The 20,647-nt window shown below is 70.6% G+C and carries 22 protein-coding genes; 13 read left to right on the top strand and 9 right to left on the bottom strand.

Annotated elements, in window-relative coordinates; translation table 11 throughout:
- Positions 1–81: 81 nt before the first annotated feature.
- A complete protein-coding gene (locus AC1DWP_RS10225) occupies positions 82–465 on the bottom strand; it encodes a phage holin family protein (protein WP_477614353.1) in 384 nt (127 codons plus the stop codon).
- Between the two features lie 36 nt (positions 466–501).
- On the bottom strand, positions 502–2,226 hold the full coding sequence (gene paaN / locus AC1DWP_RS10220; RefSeq protein WP_477614352.1) for a phenylacetic acid degradation protein PaaN: 1,725 nt from the start codon (positions 2,224–2,226) through the stop codon (positions 502–504).
- A gap of 62 nt (positions 2,227–2,288) precedes the next feature.
- Between paaN and AC1DWP_RS10215 the strand changes: the two genes are divergently transcribed.
- Together AC1DWP_RS10215 and AC1DWP_RS10210 are read left to right on the top strand one after the other, a co-directional pair.
- On the top strand, positions 2,289–2,630 hold the full coding sequence (locus tag AC1DWP_RS10215; RefSeq protein WP_477614351.1) for an ArsR/SmtB family transcription factor: 342 nt from the start codon (positions 2,289–2,291) through the stop codon (positions 2,628–2,630).
- Positions 2,627–3,391, top strand: coding sequence for an SRPBCC domain-containing protein (locus tag AC1DWP_RS10210; protein ID WP_477614350.1), 765 nt, complete (start codon positions 2,627–2,629; stop codon positions 3,389–3,391). Before AC1DWP_RS10215 ends, AC1DWP_RS10210 begins: the two co-directional genes overlap by 4 nt.
- Before the next feature lie 87 nt (positions 3,392–3,478).
- Here the strand turns inward: AC1DWP_RS10210 and AC1DWP_RS10205 are convergent, their stop codons facing one another.
- Entirely contained in the window at positions 3,479–4,246 is a 768-nt protein-coding gene (locus tag AC1DWP_RS10205) for a hypothetical protein (protein ID WP_477614349.1), read from the bottom strand.
- 156 nt (positions 4,247–4,402) lie between these two features.
- On the opposite strand from AC1DWP_RS10205, the gene paaI reads away from it, so the two are divergent.
- Together paaI and galE are read left to right on the top strand one after the other, a co-directional pair.
- Entirely contained in the window at positions 4,403–4,837 is a 435-nt protein-coding gene (gene paaI / locus AC1DWP_RS10200; protein ID WP_477614348.1) for a hydroxyphenylacetyl-CoA thioesterase PaaI, read from the top strand.
- A gap of 88 nt (positions 4,838–4,925) precedes the next feature.
- Positions 4,926–5,942 carry a UDP-glucose 4-epimerase GalE gene (gene galE / locus AC1DWP_RS10195; RefSeq protein WP_477614347.1) on the top strand — a complete coding sequence of 339 codons (1,017 nt, stop codon included), beginning with the start codon at positions 4,926–4,928 and terminating at the stop codon, positions 5,940–5,942.
- Here galE and AC1DWP_RS10190 read toward each other — a convergent pair.
- Genes AC1DWP_RS10190 through AC1DWP_RS10170 form a run of 5 tightly spaced genes read right to left on the bottom strand, consistent with a single transcriptional unit; the run spans position 5,930 to position 10,325 of the window.
- Positions 5,930–6,331, bottom strand: a complete 402-nt coding sequence (locus AC1DWP_RS10190; RefSeq protein ID WP_477614346.1) for a RidA family protein — start codon at positions 6,329–6,331, stop codon at positions 5,930–5,932. The two genes, galE and AC1DWP_RS10190, sit on opposite strands and share 13 nt — an antisense overlap.
- A gap of 25 nt (positions 6,332–6,356) precedes the next feature.
- The gene (locus tag AC1DWP_RS10185) at positions 6,357–7,121 is read right to left on the bottom strand and encodes an amino acid ABC transporter ATP-binding protein (RefSeq protein ID WP_477614345.1); all 765 of its coding nucleotides are present in this window, start codon (positions 7,119–7,121) and stop codon (positions 6,357–6,359) included.
- Positions 7,118–8,038, bottom strand: a complete 921-nt coding sequence (locus tag AC1DWP_RS10180) for an amino acid ABC transporter permease (RefSeq protein ID WP_477614344.1) — start codon at positions 8,036–8,038, stop codon at positions 7,118–7,120. The genes AC1DWP_RS10185 and AC1DWP_RS10180 overlap by 4 nt, the downstream gene beginning before the upstream one ends.
- Before the next feature lie 8 nt (positions 8,039–8,046).
- Positions 8,047–9,009: an ABC transporter substrate-binding protein gene (locus AC1DWP_RS10175; RefSeq protein WP_477614343.1), complete on the bottom strand. Its 963-nt coding sequence runs from the start codon at positions 9,007–9,009 to the stop codon at positions 8,047–8,049.
- The gene (locus AC1DWP_RS10170; RefSeq protein ID WP_477614342.1) at positions 9,006–10,325 is read right to left on the bottom strand and encodes an alpha-hydroxy acid oxidase; all 1,320 of its coding nucleotides are present in this window, start codon (positions 10,323–10,325) and stop codon (positions 9,006–9,008) included. Before AC1DWP_RS10170 ends, AC1DWP_RS10175 begins: the two co-directional genes overlap by 4 nt.
- Positions 10,326–10,439: 114 nt before the next feature.
- On the opposite strand from AC1DWP_RS10170, the gene AC1DWP_RS10165 reads away from it, so the two are divergent.
- The 5 genes from AC1DWP_RS10165 (at position 10,440) to AC1DWP_RS10145 (ending at position 15,570) form a co-directional block, all read left to right on the top strand.
- Positions 10,440–12,149 (top strand): PucR family transcriptional regulator, encoded by a 1,710-nt coding sequence (locus tag AC1DWP_RS10165; RefSeq protein ID WP_477614341.1) that lies wholly within the window; start codon positions 10,440–10,442, stop codon positions 12,147–12,149.
- A gap of 303 nt (positions 12,150–12,452) precedes the next feature.
- Positions 12,453–13,142: an RNA polymerase sigma factor gene (locus tag AC1DWP_RS10160; protein WP_477614340.1), complete on the top strand. Its 690-nt coding sequence runs from the start codon at positions 12,453–12,455 to the stop codon at positions 13,140–13,142.
- A gap of 68 nt (positions 13,143–13,210) precedes the next feature.
- Positions 13,211–13,744, top strand: coding sequence for a low molecular weight protein-tyrosine-phosphatase (locus tag AC1DWP_RS10155; protein ID WP_477614339.1), 534 nt, complete (start codon positions 13,211–13,213; stop codon positions 13,742–13,744).
- Positions 13,745–13,768: 24 nt separating this feature from the next.
- Positions 13,769–14,167 (top strand): tetratricopeptide repeat protein, encoded by a 399-nt coding sequence (locus tag AC1DWP_RS10150; RefSeq protein ID WP_477614338.1) that lies wholly within the window; start codon positions 13,769–13,771, stop codon positions 14,165–14,167.
- A gap of 8 nt (positions 14,168–14,175) precedes the next feature.
- The gene (locus AC1DWP_RS10145) at positions 14,176–15,570 is read left to right on the top strand and encodes an LLM class flavin-dependent oxidoreductase (protein WP_477614337.1); all 1,395 of its coding nucleotides are present in this window, start codon (positions 14,176–14,178) and stop codon (positions 15,568–15,570) included.
- 36 nt (positions 15,571–15,606) lie between these two features.
- Here the strand turns inward: AC1DWP_RS10145 and AC1DWP_RS10140 are convergent, their stop codons facing one another.
- On the bottom strand, positions 15,607–16,635 hold the full coding sequence (locus tag AC1DWP_RS10140) for an aldo/keto reductase (RefSeq protein ID WP_477614336.1): 1,029 nt from the start codon (positions 16,633–16,635) through the stop codon (positions 15,607–15,609).
- A 123-nt stretch (positions 16,636–16,758) separates the two neighbouring features.
- Between AC1DWP_RS10140 and purB the strand changes: the two genes are divergently transcribed.
- The 4 genes from purB (at position 16,759) to AC1DWP_RS10120 (ending at position 20,641) form a co-directional block, all read left to right on the top strand.
- Positions 16,759–18,168, top strand: a complete 1,410-nt coding sequence (gene purB / locus AC1DWP_RS10135) for an adenylosuccinate lyase (protein ID WP_477614335.1) — start codon at positions 16,759–16,761, stop codon at positions 18,166–18,168.
- A 93-nt stretch (positions 18,169–18,261) separates the two neighbouring features.
- Positions 18,262–18,627, top strand: a complete 366-nt coding sequence (locus tag AC1DWP_RS10130; protein ID WP_477614334.1) for a YrdB family protein — start codon at positions 18,262–18,264, stop codon at positions 18,625–18,627.
- A gap of 10 nt (positions 18,628–18,637) precedes the next feature.
- Positions 18,638–19,039 (top strand): MmcQ/YjbR family DNA-binding protein, encoded by a 402-nt coding sequence (locus tag AC1DWP_RS10125; RefSeq protein WP_477614333.1) that lies wholly within the window; start codon positions 18,638–18,640, stop codon positions 19,037–19,039.
- 90 nt (positions 19,040–19,129) lie between these two features.
- The gene (locus AC1DWP_RS10120; protein ID WP_477614332.1) at positions 19,130–20,641 is read left to right on the top strand and encodes an HNH endonuclease signature motif containing protein; all 1,512 of its coding nucleotides are present in this window, start codon (positions 19,130–19,132) and stop codon (positions 20,639–20,641) included.
- The last annotated feature ends 6 nt before the right edge of the window (positions 20,642–20,647 follow it).

The raw sequence follows: 20,647 nt of genomic DNA, 5'->3' as shown, positions 1-20,647 counted from the left end.
AGCGTACGGACGACGCCCGGACGACGAATCCGCATCGCCACGGGCGATGCGGATTCGTGACTCGTCAGGACAGGAGGCGCGTCAGTCGTCGTCGCCGTCCGGGATGACCCAGCCCAGGACCATCGAGACGATCGTGATGATGATGGCGCCGAGCACCGCGTCCCAGAAGAAGTGGTCGATCGTGAAGCTGAGCCCCAGCGGTTCGGCGATCCACTCGGTCAGCTGGAGCATGAAGGCGTTGACGATGAAGGTGAACAACCCGAGCGTCAGGATGATGAACGGGAAGCTGAGCAGCTTGGCGATCGGCTTGACGACGGCGTTGACCAGCCCGAAGACCAGGGCGACCAGCAGCACGGTCGCGAACTTCGAGCCGAACTTGCCCTCCCCGAAGCTGATGCCCGACACGAGCCACGCGGCCACCCACAGTGCCACCGCGTTGACTGCGACCTTGATGACGAAGTTCATGGACCCGATCGTGCCAGATGCGCGGACCTTGACGAGCTAGACGTGGCGGCGGGAGGTGACGACCCGGAACCGGTTGGCCACGAACGCGGCGTCGACGTAGGCCGCGTTGGCCGCCGGGTTGGCGCCGGTGCCGTGGAAGTCGCTGAACGCCGCGGTCTGGTTGACGAAGACAGGACCCGTGAGGTTCTCCGACAGCGCGACTCCCGCGTCCGCCGCGGCATCGCGGGCGGCGTCGAGGACGTCCTCGCTCGTGGAGTAGACCGCCGCCGTCATCGCCCCGTGCTCGCGCACCGTGTCACGGAACTGTGCCAGCGACTGGTCGGTCCCGGACGTCGCGATGAGGAAGGTCACGGGCCCGAAGCACTCCTGGGTGTAGACGTCCTCGCGGCTGGCGTCCATGCTCACGAGGCCGGGGGCGCGGACCACCGCGTCGGGGTATGCCGGGTGGACGACCTCGCGCGAGTCGAGGACCACCGTGCCACCCGCCTCCTCGGCGAGCGCGGCGAGACCCGCGGCGTTGGCACGGACCCCGTCGTTGACCGTCGCACCGAGCAGCTCGACGGCGCGGGCGTCGTCACCGGTGAGCTTGCCTACCGCCCCGGCGAGCTTCGCCCCGAAGTCCTCGAAGGAGACGTGTCCCTCGTCGGTGGCGATGCCGTCGCGCGGGACGTAGATGTTCTGCGGGGTCGTGCACATCTGACCCGAGTAGAGCGCGAGCGAGAACGCCAGGTTGCCCAGCACCCCGCGCAGGTTGTCGGTCGAGTCGACGACGATCGTGTTGACGCCGGCCTTCTCGGTGTAGACCAGCTGGGCACGACCGGCGCCGTTCTCCTCGAGCCAGCCGCCAAAGCCCGGGCCGCCGGTGTAGTCGATGATCCGGACCTCGTCGCGCTCGGCGAGCACCTTGGCCAGGCCCTCACCCTCGGACTCGGGCGCGAGCTGGACCAGGTCGGGACTGAAGCCGGCAGCGGAGAGAACCTCACGGCACACGGCGACGGAGATGGCGAGGGGAAGCACGGCCCGTGGGTGCGGCTTCACGATGACGGGGTTGCCGGTGACCAGTGAGGCGAACAGCCCCGGGTAGCCGTTCCACGTCGGGAAGGTGTTGCAGCCGATGACGAGGGCGACACCGCGCGGCACCACGCGGTAGTCCTTCTGCATCCGCAGCGGTGCGGGGTTGCCCTCCTTGTCGCGGCCGGGCTTCTCCCAGACCACGGACGCGGGCACGCGCTCCTGCTCGACGAGGCCGGCGACGATCGACTCGAGCGCCCGGTCCTGCGCGTGCGGCCCGGCGGCCTGGAACGCCATCACGAACGGCTGCCCGGTCGTGTGCATCACCGAGTGGGCGATCTCGAACGAGCGCGCGTTGATCTGTTCGACGATCTCGACGCAGACCGCCGCACGGGTGCGGGCACCGGCGTCACGCCATGCGGGCGTTGCGTCGGCCGCAGCCGCCAGGGCCGCGTCGAGGTCGAGGTGCGGGTAGGTGATCCCCAGGGCGGGCCCGTAGGGCGAGACCTCCTCGCCGACCCACCCACCATCGGTGCGCACCTCACCCAGGCCACCAAAAGCACTGTCCCGCAAGGCTTCGTATGCCGCCTGGCCGGCCTCGGCCGACCCCTCGCCGTAGACGCGGGGGGAGGGCGACTCGGGGAACCGGCTGAAGTAGGACCGCTCCGCCAGGGCCGTGGTCGCCTGCGCGAGCAGCTCGGCGTGCTTGTCGACGAGGGGGTGGGTGCTGGGCGCCGTTGCCGTGGTCATGCCCTTCATCGTAAGGGGGTCTGGACATGACCTTAACCGTCGCTCTAGAGTAACCGTTGCCCATGAGTAACCAATCAGCCCTCGCCCTCGACGCCCTCGGCGACCCCAGTCGGCGCCAGATCCTCGAGCTCCTCACCGAGCGGCCCCGTGCCGTCGGCGAGATCGCCGCGGCCATGCCGATCGGCCGGCCCGCGGTCAGCAAGCACCTCAAGGTGCTCCAGGGCGCCGGCCTGGTGGACCACGAGAGCCGGGGCACGCGGAACCTCTACGCGCTCGCCCCCGACGGGCTCGTCGACCTCCAGCAGTGGCTGGTCGCGACCTGGGACACCGCGCTCTCCTCGTTCGCCACGTATGTCGATCAGCACGTAGAGCAACACCGCGTCGATGAACAGGAGTCGTCATGAGTGAAGCCCCGACCCTCACACCCGTGCGTCGCGAGATCCGGGTGCGCTGCGACGTCGACACCGCGTTCAAGCTGTTCACCGCCCACCTCGGGGCCTGGTGGCCGCTCGGAACGCACAGCGTCTTCGGTGCGCAGGCCAGTGTCGCCTTCGAGAACGGGTCCCTCGTCGAGCGCCATGGCGCTGAGAAGGCGGTCTGGGGCACGGTGCTGCGTTGGGAGCGACCGAGCGGATTCGCGATGACCTGGCATCCAGGGCACGGGCCGGAGCGGGCCACCGAGGTCGCGGTGGCGTTCGAGCCCCACGGCGACGGCACCCTGGTCACGCTGACCCACACCGGGTGGGAGCGACTGGCCGAGCCGGAGGCGGCGCGGGCGGAGTACGACCGCGGCTGGCCGCTGGTGCTCGCCCGGCTCGCGCAGCGGGTCGAGGCGGCGTCGGACACGGGCGCGCAGCCCGAGCCCGCCGGGGAGTGGTTCGCGCTGCACCACCGACCAGGGGCCAACCTTCCCGAGGGCGCGTCGATCTTCGCCCACCCGGGCTTCTCCGAACACGTCGCGTTCCTGCACCGACTTCAGGAGCGCGGCTGGCTGGTCGCGGCCGGTCCCGTCGACGCCGCCCGGGGTGAGGGGATGGCGGTCGTGCGCGTCCCGCCCGGGGAGGCCGACGAGCTGGTCCGCCTCGCCCACGAGGACGACGGCTCGGTCACCCGTGGAGTGCTCACGGTCGACGTGCAGCCCTGGGACGTGCGCTTCACGGGGTGAGCAGAAAGGCTCCGCCCCGTGGACGCGAGGGTATGCCGCGGGCTCGCCCCCCGCGGCATACCTCGCGGGTCCGTCGACCCGCGCCTGCTAACTGGGCGCGTTGGTGAACTCCTGCCACCCCGAGCCGAGCGCTGTCAGCCACCCGACCCTCACCCGGGCGGGCGGCGCGGAGCCCGACAGGGCATCTGCGCCGTTGTCGATGCGTTCCCTGAGAGCCGGCGGCGCGACGTCCCCGGGTGCCTGGTGGTCCTGGATGACCCAGTCCCCGGGGGTGCCGGCCCACTGTGCCTTCCGGGCAGCGGCGTAACAGGCGGTGAGGTGGTCGGCGACGTGTCGGGAGCAGGTGAGCAGCTCGACCGTGGCCGTGCGACCGGGCTGGCAGGTGACGACCCTGAACCCGCCCCACTCCGGATGGGTCGTCATGTCCAGCTGGGAGAGGCGGTCCCGGGTGACCCGTTGGATGGAGGCGTCGGTCGCGGCCCGGCGGACGATGCCGAGGTAGTACTTAGCAGTGGGAGTGTCCTTGCCGTGGACCTGCTCGATCGTCAGCCGCCACTGCTCGTCGGTGACTCCCTTCACCTGGCCCAACACGGGGAGCAGCTGCTCGGCCGAGGCGATGGCCGCGACGGCGCCCGTGCACGTCGCGGGGAACGCGACGGGAGTGAAGCCGTTCGCGGCGACTGCGGTGGCGCCTTCGCCGGGGCGGACGGTGATGCGCGCAGCTCCGGATGGTGGCGTCAGCCGGGTCGCGGACTCAGACTCGGGACTGTCCGTGTCACGACCGAGGGTGAACGCGGTGACGGCGACGGCTGCGATGGCCACGGCGGTGCCCGCCGCGAGGAGGCGCCGGTTCACTGGAGTTCCTTTCCGTGAGTCGACCACGCCGGGGGAAGGGCCCCGGGCATCTGCGGAAGAAGTCACTGCTGAGGGGACGGGGCGAGGGCGAAAGGGTGACGCGCCCTGCCGTTCCTTCTCTGCCAGACTCCGGACCATGGGCGAGCAGGCGGCACGGTGACCACGGACCTCACGCACGTCCTCCGGATGTGGGAGGACGACGAGGCTTCCCGGGCCCTCGGCATGGAAGCGACCGTCATCGAGGTCGACCACGCGGTGGTCCGCATGACGGTCACCGCCGAGATGGTCAACGGTCACGACATCGCCCACGGTGGCTACCTGTTCACGCTCGCCGACTCGACGTTCGCCCTGACGTGCAACAGCCGCGGTGCGTTGACCGTGGCGGCAGGTGCGGACATCACGTTCGTCACCTCCGTCCGCCTGGGCGAGGTCCTCGTCGCGGAGGGCCGGGTGCGGACGGCCTACGGGCGCAGCGGGATCACCGATGTCACCGTGACGCGCGAGTCCGACGGTGCGGTCGTCGCCGAGTTCCGCGGACGCTCGCGCTCGCTGCGGTCCGCGCTCCCGCCCGGGGAAGGACGACAGGCCTAGGGCACCCGCCGGCATGCCGCCCACGTGGTGGCCGCCCACGTGGTGGCCGCGCGCGCTGGGAGCCCGCCCGGCGGCATACGGTAGGCGCATGCGCGTCCTCGTCACCGGCGGTGCCGGCTACATCGGGTCCCACACCGTCGTCCAGCTCGTGGCGGCAGGCCACGAGGTGGTCGTCGTCGACAACTTCTCCAACGCCAAGCCGACGGTGGTCGGGCGGCTGGAGTCGTTGACGGGGGCGCACCTGGAGGTGCACGCCTTCGACCTGACCGACCGGGACAAGATCGAGTCGCTGTTCGCCGCGCGGCAGTTCGACGCGGTGATCCACTTCGCCGGGCTCAAGGCGGTGGGCGAGAGCGTGGACGTGCCGCTCGAGTACTACCAGAACAACCTCGACTCGACCTTCGCCCTGGTCCGCGCCATGCACCGGCACGGCTGCCACCGCCTGGTGTTCTCCTCCTCGGCCACCGTCTACGGCGACAACGCCCCGGTGCCGATGAAGGAGGAGTACCCGACCTCGGCGACCAACCCCTATGGCTGGACCAAGGTGATGATCGAGCAGGTGCTGCGCGACGTCGCCGCCACGGACGAGCGGTGGCGGATCGCGCTGCTGCGCTACTTCAACCCCGTCGGCGCCCACGTCTCCGGGACCATCGGCGAGGACCCGCAGGGCATCCCCAACAACCTGATGCCGTTCATCGCGCAGGTCGCGGTCGGCAAGCTGGAGAAGCTCAACGTCTTCGGCGGCGACTACGACACCCCGGACGGGACGGCCCTTCGTGACTACATCCACGTCGAGGACCTTGCCGCCGGTCACCTCGCGGCACTGACCAGGCTCGGCAGCACTGACGAGCGCGTCTCGACCTGGAACCTCGGCACCGGTCACGGGACGTCGGTCCTCGAGGTGCTGCACGCCTTCGAGAAGGCCTGCGGCCACGAGCTCCCCCACGAGATCGTCGAACGTCGGCCCGGCGACATCGCCGCCTCGTATGCCGACCCGTCCCGTGCCGAACGCGAGCTCGGCTGGAAGGCCACCCGCACCATCGAGGACATGTGCGCCGACCAGTGGCGCTGGCAGCGCGGCAACCCCTTGGGCTACCCCGACTGACCGGGAAGGGCCGCGACGACGTCGATCTCGACGAGGAAGTCGCCGAGGAACGAGCCGACGGTCGTGCGAGCCGGGTAGGGCGGCGTGACGAAGCGCTCGTAGGCAGCGTTGAAGCCGGGGAAGTCCCTGCCGGGGTGGTGCAGGTGCGCCGTCGCCTTGACCACGTTGTCGAAGTCCAGCCCATGGGCCGCGAGAACGGCGAGGACGTTGGTCAGGGCATGCGTGGTCTGCTCCTCGATCCCGTCGCCGACGACTGCTCCGCTCACGGCGTCGTGCGGGGTCTGGCCGGCGGTGAAGAGGAAACCGTTCGCGACGACGGCCTGCGAGTAGGGGCCAGCAGGGCCGGGGGCGGCTTCGGTGGTGACCTGGACGATCTGGGTGGTGGACATGCAAGGGCTCCGTTCGGGCGGGGGGCTAGAGGACCTTCGAGAGGAAGGCTCGGGTGCGGTCATGGCTGGGGGCACCCAGGACGACCTCGGGCGGCCCGCTCTCGACCACGACGCCCTGGTCCATGAACACGACCTGGTCGCCGACCTGTCGGGCGAAACCGAGCTCGTGGGTCACGACCACCATCGTCATCCCGGCCTCGGCCAACGACTTCATGACGTCGAGCACCTCGCCGACCAGCTCGGGATCGAGGGCGGACGTGGGCTCGTCGAAGAGCATCAGCTTCGGCCTCATCGCCAGCGCCCGGGCGATGGCGACCCGCTGCTGCTGACCACCGGAGAGCTGCTGCGGGTAGGCGCTGCCGCGATCGCCCAGTCCCACCCGCGCGAGCAGCTCGAGCGCCTCGGCGGCGACCTCGTCCCGCGGGCGTCGAAGGACGTTCACCGGGGCCGCCACGATGTTCTCCAGCGCGGTCAGGTGCGGGAACAGGTTGAAGCGCTGGAACACCATGCCGGCATCGAGGCGGGATCGTGCGGTCTGGCGCTCCTTCATCTCATGGAGGCGGCCGTTCCGCTCGGCGTAACCCACCAGCTGCCCGTCCACGGAGAGCCGACCGGCGTCGACCTTCTCGAGATGGTTGATGCAGCGCAGGAAGGTCGTCTTCCCTGAGCCGGAGGGCCCGATCAGGCAGGTCACGGATCCACGCTCGACAGTGAGGTCGATGCCCTTGAGGATCTGCGTGTCGCCGAAGGCCTTGCGGACCCCGACCGCTTCCACCATGGGGTTGCTCATCGTGCGAATCCCTTCCAGGCGCGGCGAGCCCGTGAGGACGAGGTGTCGAACCCTCGGCCGTAGCGCCGTTCGAGCCTGGTCTGGAAGAAGGTCAGGACGGTGGTCATGGCGAGGTACCACAGGCTGGCGACGATGAGCAGTGCGATCGTCTGGTAGTTCTCCGAGTAGATGATCTGGGCCTGGTAGAGCAGGTCGGCGATCGCGATGACGCTGACGAGCGAGGTGCTCTTGAGCATCGAGATGACCTGGTTGCCGGTGGGCGGCAGCACCACCCGCATGGCCTGCGGCAGGATGACGAGCCGCATCCGCTGCTGGCCGTTCATCCCCAGCGCCCGGCCGGCGTCGTACTGACCAGAGTCCACCGACTGGATCCCGCCGCGGATGATCTCGGCCATGTATGCCGCCTCGTTCAGCGAGAGGCCCACGACGGCGGCAACCAGCGGCGTGATCAGGGAGTTCGCGGAGGCGATCTCCCACGACGGGCCGGACGGGATGCCGATGGAGATGGTCGGGTAGAGGGCGGCGGTGTTGTACCAGAAGACCAGCTGCACCAGCAGTGGCGTTCCCCGGAAGAACCAGATGTAGCCCCGGCTCACCGTGCTGACGATCGGGTTGGCCGAGAGGCGCATGATGGCCAGCCCCGTGCCGAGGACGATCCCCACGGCCTCGGCGACCACGGTGAGCACGACGGTGAGACCGGCACCCTCGAGGATCGGGCGCGCGAAGAGGTACGACAGCACGACGTCCCAGTGGTAACCGGGGTTCTCGGCGATGTCCCACCCCACTCCCACAGCCGACACCAGCAGGAGCAGGCCGATCGCGGTGCGCACCGGGTGCCGCAGGGGTACCACTGTCGGCACCTCCTGCGTCGGGCCAGACACGCTGTCGACAACGCCTCCGGCGACTTGTTCGCGCATGACTCCTCCTACTGCGCGAAGTTGACGCGGGCGTCGTGGAGGGCGGCGGACTCGAGCCCGTAGGTGCCCAGGGCCTGCTGGTACGCCGGGGTCGTGATCACGGAGCTCAGGGCTGCCGCCACGGCCTTGACGAGTCCGGAGGACTTCGGCATGCCCACGCCCACCGGCGCGAGCTCGAATGTGGACGCGACGGCGATCGCGGGGCTCTGCTTGGCGGCGTAGCTGAGGATCGGCGAGTCCGCGAGCACGGCCTCCTGCCGTCCGCTGGTGAGGGCCGAGACCGCCTGACGCGTGTCCTGGTACTGGGCCGTCCTGATCGCAGGCTTACCGGCTGCCGAGCAGGCCTTGTCGAGGGTCGGCACGTCGACCGTCAGCTGGTAGGAACCGGTGAGCACTCCGACTGCCTTGCCGCACAACGAGTTCTGGTCGAGCTTCAGGGGGTTGCCCTTCGGGACTGCCACCGAGGTGCCGATCTGCATGTAGTCGACGAAGTCGAGCACCTTCATCCGCTCAGCGGTGGGGGTCATCGACGAGACCGTCAGGTCGTACCGCCCTGCGGCGATCCCGGGGATGATCTGGTCGAAGTTCACGACCTTGATCTCCACCGTGACCCCGAGGGCCTGCCCGAGCAGGCGCGCCAGGTCCGGGTTGATCCCGGTCATCTCCTTGGTGCCGGCGCGGTAGAACTGGACCGGCGGCTCGTTGGTCGGGATCGCGACGCGGAGCGTCTTGCTCGCCTTGATGGAGGACGGCAGGAGCCCTGCGGCCGAGGCGTCGACTGCAAGGGTGGGGCCCGCGGTGGCGGGGTGTGCGTCCGCCGTGGCGGGGTGTGCGTCCGCCGTGGCGGTGCCGCCCGGACCACAGGCGGTCAGCAGCAGCGCGCTCAGGGCGGCCGCGATCGAGCCTATGGAGCTCATCGAGCCGATCGACCTGCGGCGCCGGGCCGAGCCGGGCAGGGTCGACGTGTTCATGCGGTGCTCCTCTCGCCCGCGGAGCCGGTACGGACCCGTGGGGTGTCGACGAGTGGACGGTCCACTCGCGCTGGGGTGGGGGTGACGACGTCGCCGCGGTGCCTGAGCAGCTCAGGACCTCTCGCGCGGAGCTCGTCGATCGTCGTGACGCCGAGCAGCGCCATGGTGCGAGTCATCTCCTCGCGGAAGAGGCGCAGGACGTGGGCCACGCCCGCCTCTCCGGCCACGGACAAGCCATAGAGGTACGGCCGGCCGATCGAGCAGGCGGTGGCACCGAGCGCGATCGCCTTGACCACGTCGGAGCCGCGCCGGATTCCTCCGTCGACGATGAGCTCGACCCGACCGGCGGTCGCCCGGACGATCTCCGGGAGGACGTCGAGGGGGGAAGCCATGTGGTCGAGCTGGCGCCCGCCGTGGTTGCTGACCTGGATCGCGTCGATGCCGAGGTCGGCGGCCCTGACGGCGTCGGCCGCGTTCACACACCCCTTGAGGACGATGGGACCGGCCCAGCGGTCCCTGAGCTCGGCGAGGTCGGTCCAGTCCGTGGGTTCGTAGCTGCCCGCGAGGAGGGTGCGCCACATGGCCGGTGAACTGGCCAGTGGACCCTCGGGAATCGTGGCGTCGAGGTTCGGGAAGGCGATCGCGTCCTGTCTCAGGAAGCCCACGCTCCACGCGGGGTGCAGGGCACCCTCCACCAGGGTCCGCGGCTTGATCGACGGGGGTGCGGTGAAACCGTTGCGGTAGTCGCGTTCACGGTGCCCGATGGCCCGACAGTCGACATTGACGAGCAGGGCCTCGTAGCCGGCCCGCGAAACCCGGTCCAGAACGGCCTGGAGGGCGACCTTGTCCCTCGTGGGCTCGAGGTTGAACCACCGCCGCAGGCCGGGGGTCCCCGCACTGACCGACTCCATGGTGGTGGTGCTGAGGTGTGCCAGGCCGTAGGGGATCCCCGCGTCACGGGCAGCGCGGGCGGCCCCGATCTCGCCGTCAGGGTGGAAGAGCCGCGTGCCGCCGGTCGGGGAGAGCGTGAGCGGCAGGGCGACCGGGCCACCCAGGAGCCGTGAGCCCAGGTCGAGGTCAGCCACCGAGCCCCAGCGGGGCACGAACGTCCAGTCGTCGAAGGAGGTGCGGTTGCGCCGCAGGGACACCTCGTCCTCGGCGCCACCCTCGAGGTAGTCGAAGACGCTGCGGGGCAGTCGACGGCCGGCAGCGCGCCCCATGTCCTCGACGCTGAAGTACTTGCGGGACAGGCGTTCCGACCGCGTGGTCGGGGGGCCCTGCACCGTGACCAGTGCCCTGATGTCGCTGAGTCTCACACTGCCTCCGTCCTCGCCGATCCGGGTTGGGTCCAGATCGTGTCCCAGACGAGCGACTCAGGTCATGGAGGAAAGAACAGAAGAACGGAGGCGCGCTGGTGATAACGTCCAAGCGTGGACGAGGCCACTGAGCCGACACGTGCCGACGCACCCGATGCAGCCGCTGCAATCGATGCAGCCGCAACAGGTGCGCCCGACGCGCAGGTCGTCCGCCTTGCCGACTTCATCGAGCTCACGCATGCCGAGCTCCTGCATGCCAATCCCACGACCGACACCCTCGAGCACCGGGTCTCCGACGTCCTCATGTACGACCCGCTGGACGACTGGACCAACAGCGACGACCGCATCATCCTCGCGGTGGGCATCGCGGTCGGCACGCCGGACTTCGACCAGCTGCTGCACCGGGCGGCCAACAGCAACGCAGCGGCCGTCGTCGTGAAAGCCCACCGCGCCTCGGTCGAGCAGCTCCGCGAGGCAGGTGTCCGCCACAGCCTCGCCGTGCTCGTCGCCCCCGACTCGGCCGACTGGTCGCGCCTGGCGACTGTCGCCAGGGCCTCGGTGACCGGGGCTGCCGCGGACTCCGTCTCCGGTGCCCGGCTCGGCGACCTGTATGCCTTCGCCAACACCATCGCGTCGATCACGGACGGTGCCGTCAGCATCGTCGACCCGCGTGGGCAGATCCTGGGCTACTCCACGCTCCCTGGGCAGGAGATCGACGAGCTGCGCAGGGCGACCACGCTGGCCCTCCAGGAGACCACCCCTCCGGCGTTCGACGACGACTACAAGGTGGTCTACGCCTCCCCGCGAGCGGTCCACATCCCGCTGCACGAGGGTGGTTCCGACCGGCTCGCCCTGGCGGTCCGAGCCGGTGGTGAGCTGCTGGGGTCCGTGTGGGTCATCGACCCGGGAGGGGACCAGCGGGCGGCAGCGCTCGACGCCCTCGACCGGATCGCTCCGCTGATCGGGCTGCACATGCTCCACGCGCGGTCGGCGGCCGACTTCGGCGAGCGACGCAACGGCGACCTCCTGAGGACCCTCATGGAGGATCCCGCGCACGCCGCCTTCGCAGCGGCCCAGCTGGGCCTGCGCCCGGGAGGCGGCCTTGCGGTCGCGGCGTTCTCGGTCGTGCGGCCCGAGCCGGCGCGGCTCGACCTGGCGCGGGAGACGCACCGGCTCCTCCACCTGGTCTCCACGGTGTGCGACGTCTACGTCACCCAGAGCACCACGGCGCTCATCGAGTCGACCGTGTATGCCGTCCTCACCGGATCCGGGGAGGGCGCCCGTGCCAGACACCGTCGCGTCGTGCAGGAGGTCGCGTCCCACGCCCACACCATCAGCTCGTTCCCCATGGTCGCGGCGGTGGGGAGCATCGCGACGTCGGTCGACGCCCTCCCGAAGTCCAGGAGGGAGGCGATGGACACGCTCGCGTACCTGTGGGACCGGACGTCGGCACCCGCAGGCGCTCCGGCGGTCGGGCCAGTGGCGCTCTTCGAGGACCACCGCATACCCCTCAACATCCTCAAGGTCCACGCGTTCATCACCGACAACGAGCTCGGCGAGGGCGACGCGGTCGAGACCATCAGCGCCCACGACCGCCGGCACCAGACGGACTACCTCCAGACCCTGCGCGCGTACTGCTCGACGAACGGCAACATCTCCGCCATGGCGGACGCCCTCCACGTGCACAAGAACACCGTCCGCTACCGCTTGACCCGACTCGTCGACGAGTTCCACGTGGACCTCGACGACCCCCACGTCCGGCTCTGGCTCTCCCTCCGCGTAGCCACCGCCGATCTGGCGGACGAGGTCGACAGCCCGGCCTGACCCTCCTCGACCACGCCGACGCCTCGACGTCGGCGCCCGGGGCGAAATGTCGCGGATATGCGGAAAGACCCCTGACTCCTTGGTCCAGGGACCAACCACCGCACGCCATTTCCGTACGAGCGCCCAAGGTGTGGCGTCGGCCGCGATGTCATCCTCGTCGTGCGCCGATCGACGGCAGCAGGCAACAGGTGGCTCGACCGCTGAGTGCTGTTGACCAGTCACTCCCGGCCCGGCTCAGCCAGGGTCCGCGAGCACCGCCCCACTTGACCGACCACCTGACGCAGCACCTGGAGCCATACCGCCATGCCCGCCTACGCACACCCCTGGGCCGATGCCCTCTCTCGGCACGATGCACCTTCTCGGCACGATGCGGCTGCTCACCCGTCGAGCCGGCCCCTGCCCTCCGACGCGCCGCTGCCCTCCGACGCGCCGCTGCTGGCCGCCGCCCGCAACGGTGACACCCGAGCCGTTGCCGAGCTGTACTCCCGTCACCACGCGGCCCTGATCCGGATGGCGCGGCGCCGCGCCTTCCCCGACTACTCCGCCCAGGACCTGGTCTCCGAAGCCTTCGCCAAGATGCTCCACGCGCTGGCGACCGGGCACGGACCCGACGACAACGCGCTGGCCTACCTGGCCGTGACCGTCCGCAACCTGTCCGTCGCGCACATCCGGCGGCGCAGCCACCGCTACGCGCCGTCGGTCGCCGCGGACGAGACGCTGCTCGCAGTTCCCGACCCGCGTCCGGGAGTGGAGCACGATGTCCTCACCCGGGAGGGGCACGACGAGATGCGCGCCGCCCTCAACAGCCTGCCTCCCCGCTGGCGGGAGGTGCTGCTACTCACCCACGTCCAGGAGCTCAGCGTCGCCGAGGCCGCACACCGGCTCGGCACGACCCCCACGGGCTTGAGGGCCTTGTCCTACCGCGCCCGTCGAGCACTGCGTACCGCCTATGCGGCCCAGACGCAGAGCCAGCTGACCGCCGACGTGGGCTGACGCACGACAGGCGGGTCGCAACCGGACCAGGCCGAGGTCGTTGGACAGCAATGTCGTTGAATGGACGCATGGCAGAACAGCTGGCAGCCCAGCGTCCCTATCGGGTCACCGTCGTCTGCACCGGCAACATCTGCCGCTCCCCGATGGGCGAGTTCGTGCTGCGCGAGCGTTTCGAGCGGGCCGGCCTCGGGGACGCCGTCGTGGTCGACTCGGCGGGCACGCACTCGTGGGAGGTCGGCAGCCCGGCCGACCCGCGCACCCTGGCGGTGCTCGCCCGCAACGGCCACGACGACTTCGGGGGACGTGACCACGTTGCCCGACGGTTCGAGGCATCGTGGTTGCCGCACGTCGACCTCGTCCTGGCCGCAGACGCGGGGCACCTGCGTGAGCTGACCAGGCTCGCCCGCACCGAGGAGCAGCGAGCCAAGCTCAGGCTGTTCCGCTCGTTCGACCCGGATGCGGAGCGATCGGGGGCACTCGACATGGACGACCCCTGGTACGGCAACGACTCGGCGTTCGACCAGACGTACGCCGAGGTGGTCGCGGCCGCCGACGGCGTCGTGGAGCACGTCCGCCGCCAGCTCGTCGCCCGGAATAGTTGAATATCGAACTAGTGTTGTGCGGGCATGACCATGACCAGCAGGACCAGCACTCCCTTCATCCTCCGGCTCGAGTGGGCTCGCGGCCTGGTCGACGCCGGTGACTACGGCGCCGCGGCCATCGCGTTGAAGGAGCTGGTCGACGAGTCCGACGCGACCGAGACCGTGCACGGCACGGCCGAGCTCCGAACCCTGCTGGCTCGTGCCTACTTCGGCTCCGCCCAGCTGGGGCGTGCCGAGGCGGTGGTGCGGGGACTCGTCGAGGACGCCCCCGACGACGGCTACCTCCACCTCCTGCTCGGACGCACCCTGCAGCGTCAGTCGCAGCACGAACAGGCCTGGCGGCACCTCGCGCTGGCCCAGGTCCTGGGCGACTACGAGCGACCCGCCGCCTACGGTGAGTCCACCACCATGCCGACCAGCTGAGGGATGCCATGACCGACTACGGGCAGGACCTGCAGTTCGGGATCTTCCCGAGCCCTGACGCCACCGCTGCCGACCTGACCCTCGAGCTCAGCGAAGCCGCCGACGTCGGCGGCCTGGACCTCGTCACGATCCAGGACCACCCGTACCAGGCCAGGCACCTCGACGCCTGGACCCTGCTGACGGTCATCGCCGCGCGTACGACTTCGGTCCGCGTCGCCCTGAACGTCGCCAACCTGCCGTTGCGGCCACCGGTCGTGCTGGCCCGCAGCGTCGCGACCCTCGACCGGCTCAGCGGCGGACGCGTCGAGCTGGGCCTCGGCGCGGGTGCCTTCTGGGACGCCATCGTCGCCGCCGGCGGCACCCGCCTGTCCCCGGGTGAGTCGGTCGAGGCGCTGGCCGAGGCGGTCGCGGTGATCCGGGAGGTGTGGGCCGGGGCAGGGGCACCGTCCGTGCGGGTGGAGGGGGACCACCACCGCGTCGTGGGCCTGCATCCCGGCCCGGCTCCCGCGCACCCGGTCGAGATCTGGCTGGGTGCCCTCAAGCCGCGGATGCTCCGCCTCACCGGCACCGTGGCCGATGGCTGGCTCCCGAGCATGGGGTATGCCGCGCCGTCGGCTCTGCGGGGCATGAACCAGACCATCGACGACGCGGCCCGCAAGGCCGGTCGCGACCCGGCCGAGATCCGCCGGCTCTACAACATCGGCCCGCGGACCGGCGCCGAACAGCTGGCCGACCTCACGCTGGAGGAGGGGATGAGCACGTTCATCGCGCCGGTGTCCTCCCTCGCGGACGTCCAGCGCTTCGCGACCGAGGTGGCACCTGCCACGCGCCAGCTGGTCGAGGCCGAACGGGCACGGCGGGCCGCCGTGCCCGGCGCGGTGACCACCCGGCATACCCAGGGCGCTGCCACGGCAGCTGCCTCAGGGGCCGGCGCCCACCTCGTCGAGGTGCACGACGGCTTGCGGGCCGAGCTCAGCCGGTTGCGCGACATCGTCGAGCAGGTGGTGGCCGGCGAGGAGCAGGCGCACCGCGCACGCAACGCGATCAACGAGCTGACCATGCGGCAGAACAACTGGACGCTCGGGGCCTACTGCGCGCAGTACTGCCGTTTCGTCACGGGACACCACACCCTCGAGGACCGCTCGGTCTTTCCCCACCTGCGACGAAGCGACCCGGCCCTCGCCCCGGTGCTCGACCGCCTGGAGGCCGAGCACCTCGTCATCCACGACGTGCTCGAGCAGCTGGACGACGCCCTCGTCGGCCTGGTGTCGGGAGCCTCAGGGGGCTCTGCGACCGTCGAGCTGCAGCGCGTCGTCGACCGCCTGTCGACGACCCTGCTCGACCACCTGTCCTCCGAGGAGGAGGACCTGGTGCCTGCGCTGGACCGCTACGGGTTCGCCTGACCGGACAGCCCGCCGCGAGGAGCGGTCCGGGCGGCTTCAGCCGGCCAGGCCGCGGTGCCTCTGGTCCACGCCTGCGGCGCCGTACGGGTAGTCGTCCACCTGCGGGGCGCTGACCGTGGACAGCCGCTCGACGTGTTCGCGGCTCAGCTCGAGGTCGGCCGCCGCGAGGTTGTCGCCCAGCTGCTCGACCGTCCGGGCACCGAGGATCACCGAGGTGACGCCCGGCTGTGCCCCGACCCACGCGAGGGCGACCTGTGCGGAGCTCACGTCCAGCTCGGCCGCGACCTGACCGACCGCGTCGATGACGGCCCAGGTGCGCTCTTGGGCGTTGCGCGGTCCCCACGCCTCCATGCCCCGGGTCGGGTCGTCGCCGAGCCGGGACTCCCCGGTCGGGGTCGCGTCGCGCTGGTACTTGCCGGTCAACCACCCACCCGCGAGCGGCGACCACGGGAGCAGCCCCAAGCCTGCGTCAAGGCAGGCGGGGACGACCTCGTGCTCGATGTCGCGAACCAGCAGGTTGTACTGCGGCTGCAAGGTCACAGGGGCGGTCCACCCGTGCTCGCGGGCCGTGAAGACGGCCTTGGTGACCTGCCAGCCGAGGTAGTTCGAGAACCCGTAGTAGGAGATCTTGCCGGCGCCGACCGCGTCGTCGAGGAACCGCAGGGTCTCCTCCACCGGGGTCAGCGCGTCCCAGGCGTGCATCTGGTAGAGGTCGACGTGCTCGACGCCGAGCCGGCGCAACGAGTCGTCGAGGGCGCGCCGCAGGTGGCGGCGCGATAGCCCGAGGTCGTTGGGGGCGTCGCCCATGCCGAAGCGGCCCTTGGTGGCGATCACCACGTTCTTCGCATCCTCGGGGTGGGCCTTGAGCCAGCGGCCGATGATCGCCTCGGACTCACCGTCCTCGGCGTAGACGTCGGCCGTGTCCACGAAGTTGCCACCCGCCTCGACGAACGCCTCGAGGATCGCGCCGGACGTCGCCTCGGAGGCCTCGGCGCCGAAGGTCATGGTGCCCAGGCACTGGGTGGAGACGACGGTGCCGCTGCGGCCGAGAGTGGTGTATCGCATGGTGTTCACCGTATGCCGCCGCTCCCCGGACCGCGCGCCGCGGCAAGACACGTGGCCGGCGACAGCCACCGACCGCGCCGGACCGCGTCCACAGCGCTCTCGCCACTCTGGGAGACTGTCGCCATGGCTTCGCTTGCTGACGCGACCCCTCCCATCGCGCTGGGCGCCCTCGACGGCCGCTACCGCGGTGTGGTGGCTGCTCTCGTCGACCACCTCTCCGAACCGGCGCTCAACCGGGAGCGGGTGCGGGTCGAGGTGGAGTGGCTGATCTTCCTCACCACGCACCAGGTCCTCCCCGGCGTCCGGGCCCTGACCGACTCGGAACAGCAGCGGCTGCGCCAGGTCGTCGAGGACTTCGGTGCCGACGAGATCGCCGAGCTGGCACAGATCGAGAGCGACACCCAGCACGACGTCAAGGCCGTCGAGTACTTCCTCAAGCGTCGCCTCACCGCGATCGCCCCGGGTGACGAGGACCGCGGCCTCGCCGAGCTGATCCACTTCTGCTGCACGAGCGAGGACATCAACAACCTGTCCTACGCGCTCATGGTCAAGGGGGCCGTGACCGAGGTCTGGCTGCCGCGCGCCACCCAGCTCGTCGAGTCGGTGGCGACGATGGCGTCCGACCTGCGCGACGTGCCCCTCCTCGCGCACACCCACGGCCAGCCCGCCACGCCGACCACCATGGGCAAGGAGCTGGCGGTGCTGGCCCACCGGCTCGGCCGCCAGCTGCGACGCATCGGTGCAGCGGAGTTCCTCGGCAAGCTCAACGGCGCGACCGGCACCTACGGCGCGCACCTCGCCGCCGTCCCTGATGCCGACTGGCCGACCCTGAGCCGTGAGTTCGTCGAGTCCCTGGGTCTGCAGTGGAACCCGCTCACGACCCAGATCGAGTCGCACGACTGGCAGGCCGAGCTCTACGCCGACATCGCGCGCTTCAACCGGATCCTGCACAACCTGTGCACCGACGTCTGGACCTACATCTCGCTCGGCTACTTCGCCCAGGTCCGCGGCCAGGGCAGCGTCGGGTCGAGCACGATGCCGCACAAGGTCAACCCGATCCGCTTCGAGAACGCCGAGGCCAACCTCGAGGTCAGCAACGCACTCCTCGACGTGCTCTCCTCGACCCTCGTCAACAGCCGGCTCCAGCGCGACCTCACCGACTCCTCGATGCAGCGCAACATCGGAGTCGCCTTCGGCCACTCCCTGCTCGCCATCGACAACGCCGCGCGGGGACTGGCCGGGCTCGACGCCGTACCCGCCGCGATGGCCGCCGACCTCGACGCCAACTGGGAGGTCCTCGGCGAGCCGATCCAGTCGGCGATGCGGGCGCTGGGCGCCCAGGGAGTCGCGGGCATGGAGAACCCCTACGAACGCCTCAAGGAGCTCACCCGTGGCCGCCGCATCACCGGCGACGACCTGCGGGAGTTCGTCGCCGGCCTGGGGCTTCCCGAGGACGTCGCGAAGCGCCTCGCCGAGCTGACCCCCCAGAGCTACATCGGCGCGGCTCCCGCGCTGGTCGACTACCTCGACTGAACCACCTCGACCGACCCGTATGCCGCGGGGTCACCGCTGGGTGAGCGCGCGGCATACCCCATCGCCTGCAAGGGCGGACCACGCGGAGGTGACGTGAAGGCTCTCGGTTGGCTCGTGCTGGCACTGGTGTTCGTCGACGAGCTGCTCGCTGCCGCGGCGGCTGCCGTCTGGGGCAGCCACGTCGGCGGGGTGCTGCTGGCGACCGCGATGCCCCTCGTCGTGGTCGCGGTGTGGTGGACGTTCGCGTCACCCAAGGCGCCTCGGGGTGGCCCCGTCGTGCGGCCGGTGACCAAGGTGCTCGTGTTCGGGCTGGCTGGTGCCGGGCTGTGGGCCTCCGGCCACCCCGGCTGGGCGGTGGGGTTCCTGGTCTTCTCGGTCCTGGTGAACGGGCTCGCCCTCCTGCCGTCGATCCAGGCGCTGGTCTCCGAGGCCGACGCGCGGGGCGGACAGTCGGCGTAGCGTCGCCGTCATGGCCGCACGCAAGGCGAAGCTGTCGGACCTCGCTGAGATCGCCCTGTCCCTGCCCGAGGCGGAGGAGGGGAAGTCGTGGGGCAACCCGGCCTACGTGGTGCGGAAGAAGTCGTTCCTGCACTTCCGCGAGCCGCGCCCGGATGCCGTCGACCCCGAGACCGGTGAGCGGATGCAGGACGTGATCATGTTCGTCGTCGCCGACCAGAGCGACAAGGAGGCGCTGGTCGAGGGCGACGGGCCGTGGTTCACGACGCCGCACTTCGACGGCTACAACGCAGTGCTGCTGCGCCAGCGCGACCTCGGCCGACTGACCCGCGCCGAGCTCGCCGAGGTCATCACGGATGCGTGGGCGGCGAAGGCGCCGAAGAAGCTGGTCGAGTCCTACTTCGGTGAGGCCTGACGTTCCGCTCTCGGCGAAATCCGTTGTGCGGCAATGGTTTTCCCTGTGGATCGCTGGACCCAGCCGTTCGAACAGGTGTACGATTGAGGTATGTCAGTCAGCCCCTTGGCCGCCCAGCGCGATGAGGTCCAGCGCGATCTCTGGGCGCGCACGGCCGAGGTCGCGGGGCGACTCAACCGAGCGCAGGGCGAGCTCGTCGACCTGGCCGCGGAGGTCGTCGACGGCAACCACTGGGGTGACGGCGGGTTCCGCCCGCCGGAGCACTACTTCGTCGTGCGTGCCGGTCTGTCGCCCTCGCACGCGCGTGACGTCGTGGCAGTCGCGAAGCGCCGGCACGAGCTGACCGCGGCCTCGGAGGCTCTACGCGAGGGGCGCCTGTCGCTCGACCAGACCGCCGTCGTGGCCCACCACGCGCCGGCGAGCCACCAGCAGTCCGCCGCCGACTTCGCCCAGCACGCCACCGTGCCCCAGCTGCGTCGCGCCCTGAGCCGGCACGCGTTCGCCCCCGCGCCGGTGGCCGAGACCGAGGGGCCCGGTGACGACACCCCGACCGACTCACCCGGACTCGGCCCAGCTGCCGGGCTGCCCGGGCAGGAGGACTCGGAGCGGCGGGCCTGCGCTCGCCCTGACCTGTCGATGCACTACGACGTGGACGGCCGGTTCCAGCTGCGCTACAGCGCACCGGCGCCGATCGGCGCGCTCGTCGAGCAGGCCCTCAAGGAGGCCAAGGACGCGCTGTTCATGGCTGCGTCCAGTGCCAGCGAGGGCGAGGCCACAGGTGCCGACCAGACCGAGTCTCGCGGCATCGCGGCGACAGACCGACCGACCTACGCGGACGCGCTCGAGGAGCTGGCTCAGCGATCGCTCTCGTCCGTGAACTCGACGGGTCGGGCCAGCCACTACCGGGTCTACCTGCACCTCTCGACCGATGGCGCCTGGCTCAATGGTGGCGGAGCCATCCCGCAGCGACTGCTAGGGCGGTTCGTCTCTGACGGCGTCGTGCAGCCTGTATGGGAGACCGAGGGCCGACCCGTCAGCGTGGGACGCGCGATGCGGATCCTGCCGGAGCGGTCTCGTCGACTCATCGAGGACCGCGACCGGGGATGCCGGTTCCCCGGCTGCACGGCCACTCGGTTCGTCGAGGTCCACCACCTCCACGAGTGGGCCGACGGCGGCTCGACCGACGTCGACAACCAGGTCAGCCTCTGCCCGTTCCACCACGACGCGATCGGCCGGGGCGACTTCAGCATCGCGGGTGACCCGACCAGGCTCGACGGCCTGGAGGTCACCAACCGCCACGGCCTGCACGTGCGACCGCCCACCGCCGCCGAGCTCGCGCCACCACTCGGCGGCGACCCGCCGTCGAGGTGGCAGACCGGGCGCGGCGAACCTCCGGCATACCAACCACCCACTGGCGAACGCGCTCGATGGTCCGACATCGAGATCCTCCCCGACGCTGCGACGCGATGGAGACGGGAGCTTCACCTCGTCAACCCGCGTGACGACATCAACCATGGCGATGACGCCGACGACCCTCCCTTGACGTCAACTGGTGCGGACGACCAGCGGGTCCCCAGCAGCTACGGCACCTGGGACGGCTAGCCAGCG

This window comes from Pedococcus sp. P2_F6, from assembly GCF_056403675.1.
The sequence above is the reverse complement of the archived record's forward strand: the minus strand, read 5'-3'. Positions and strand labels throughout refer to the sequence as shown.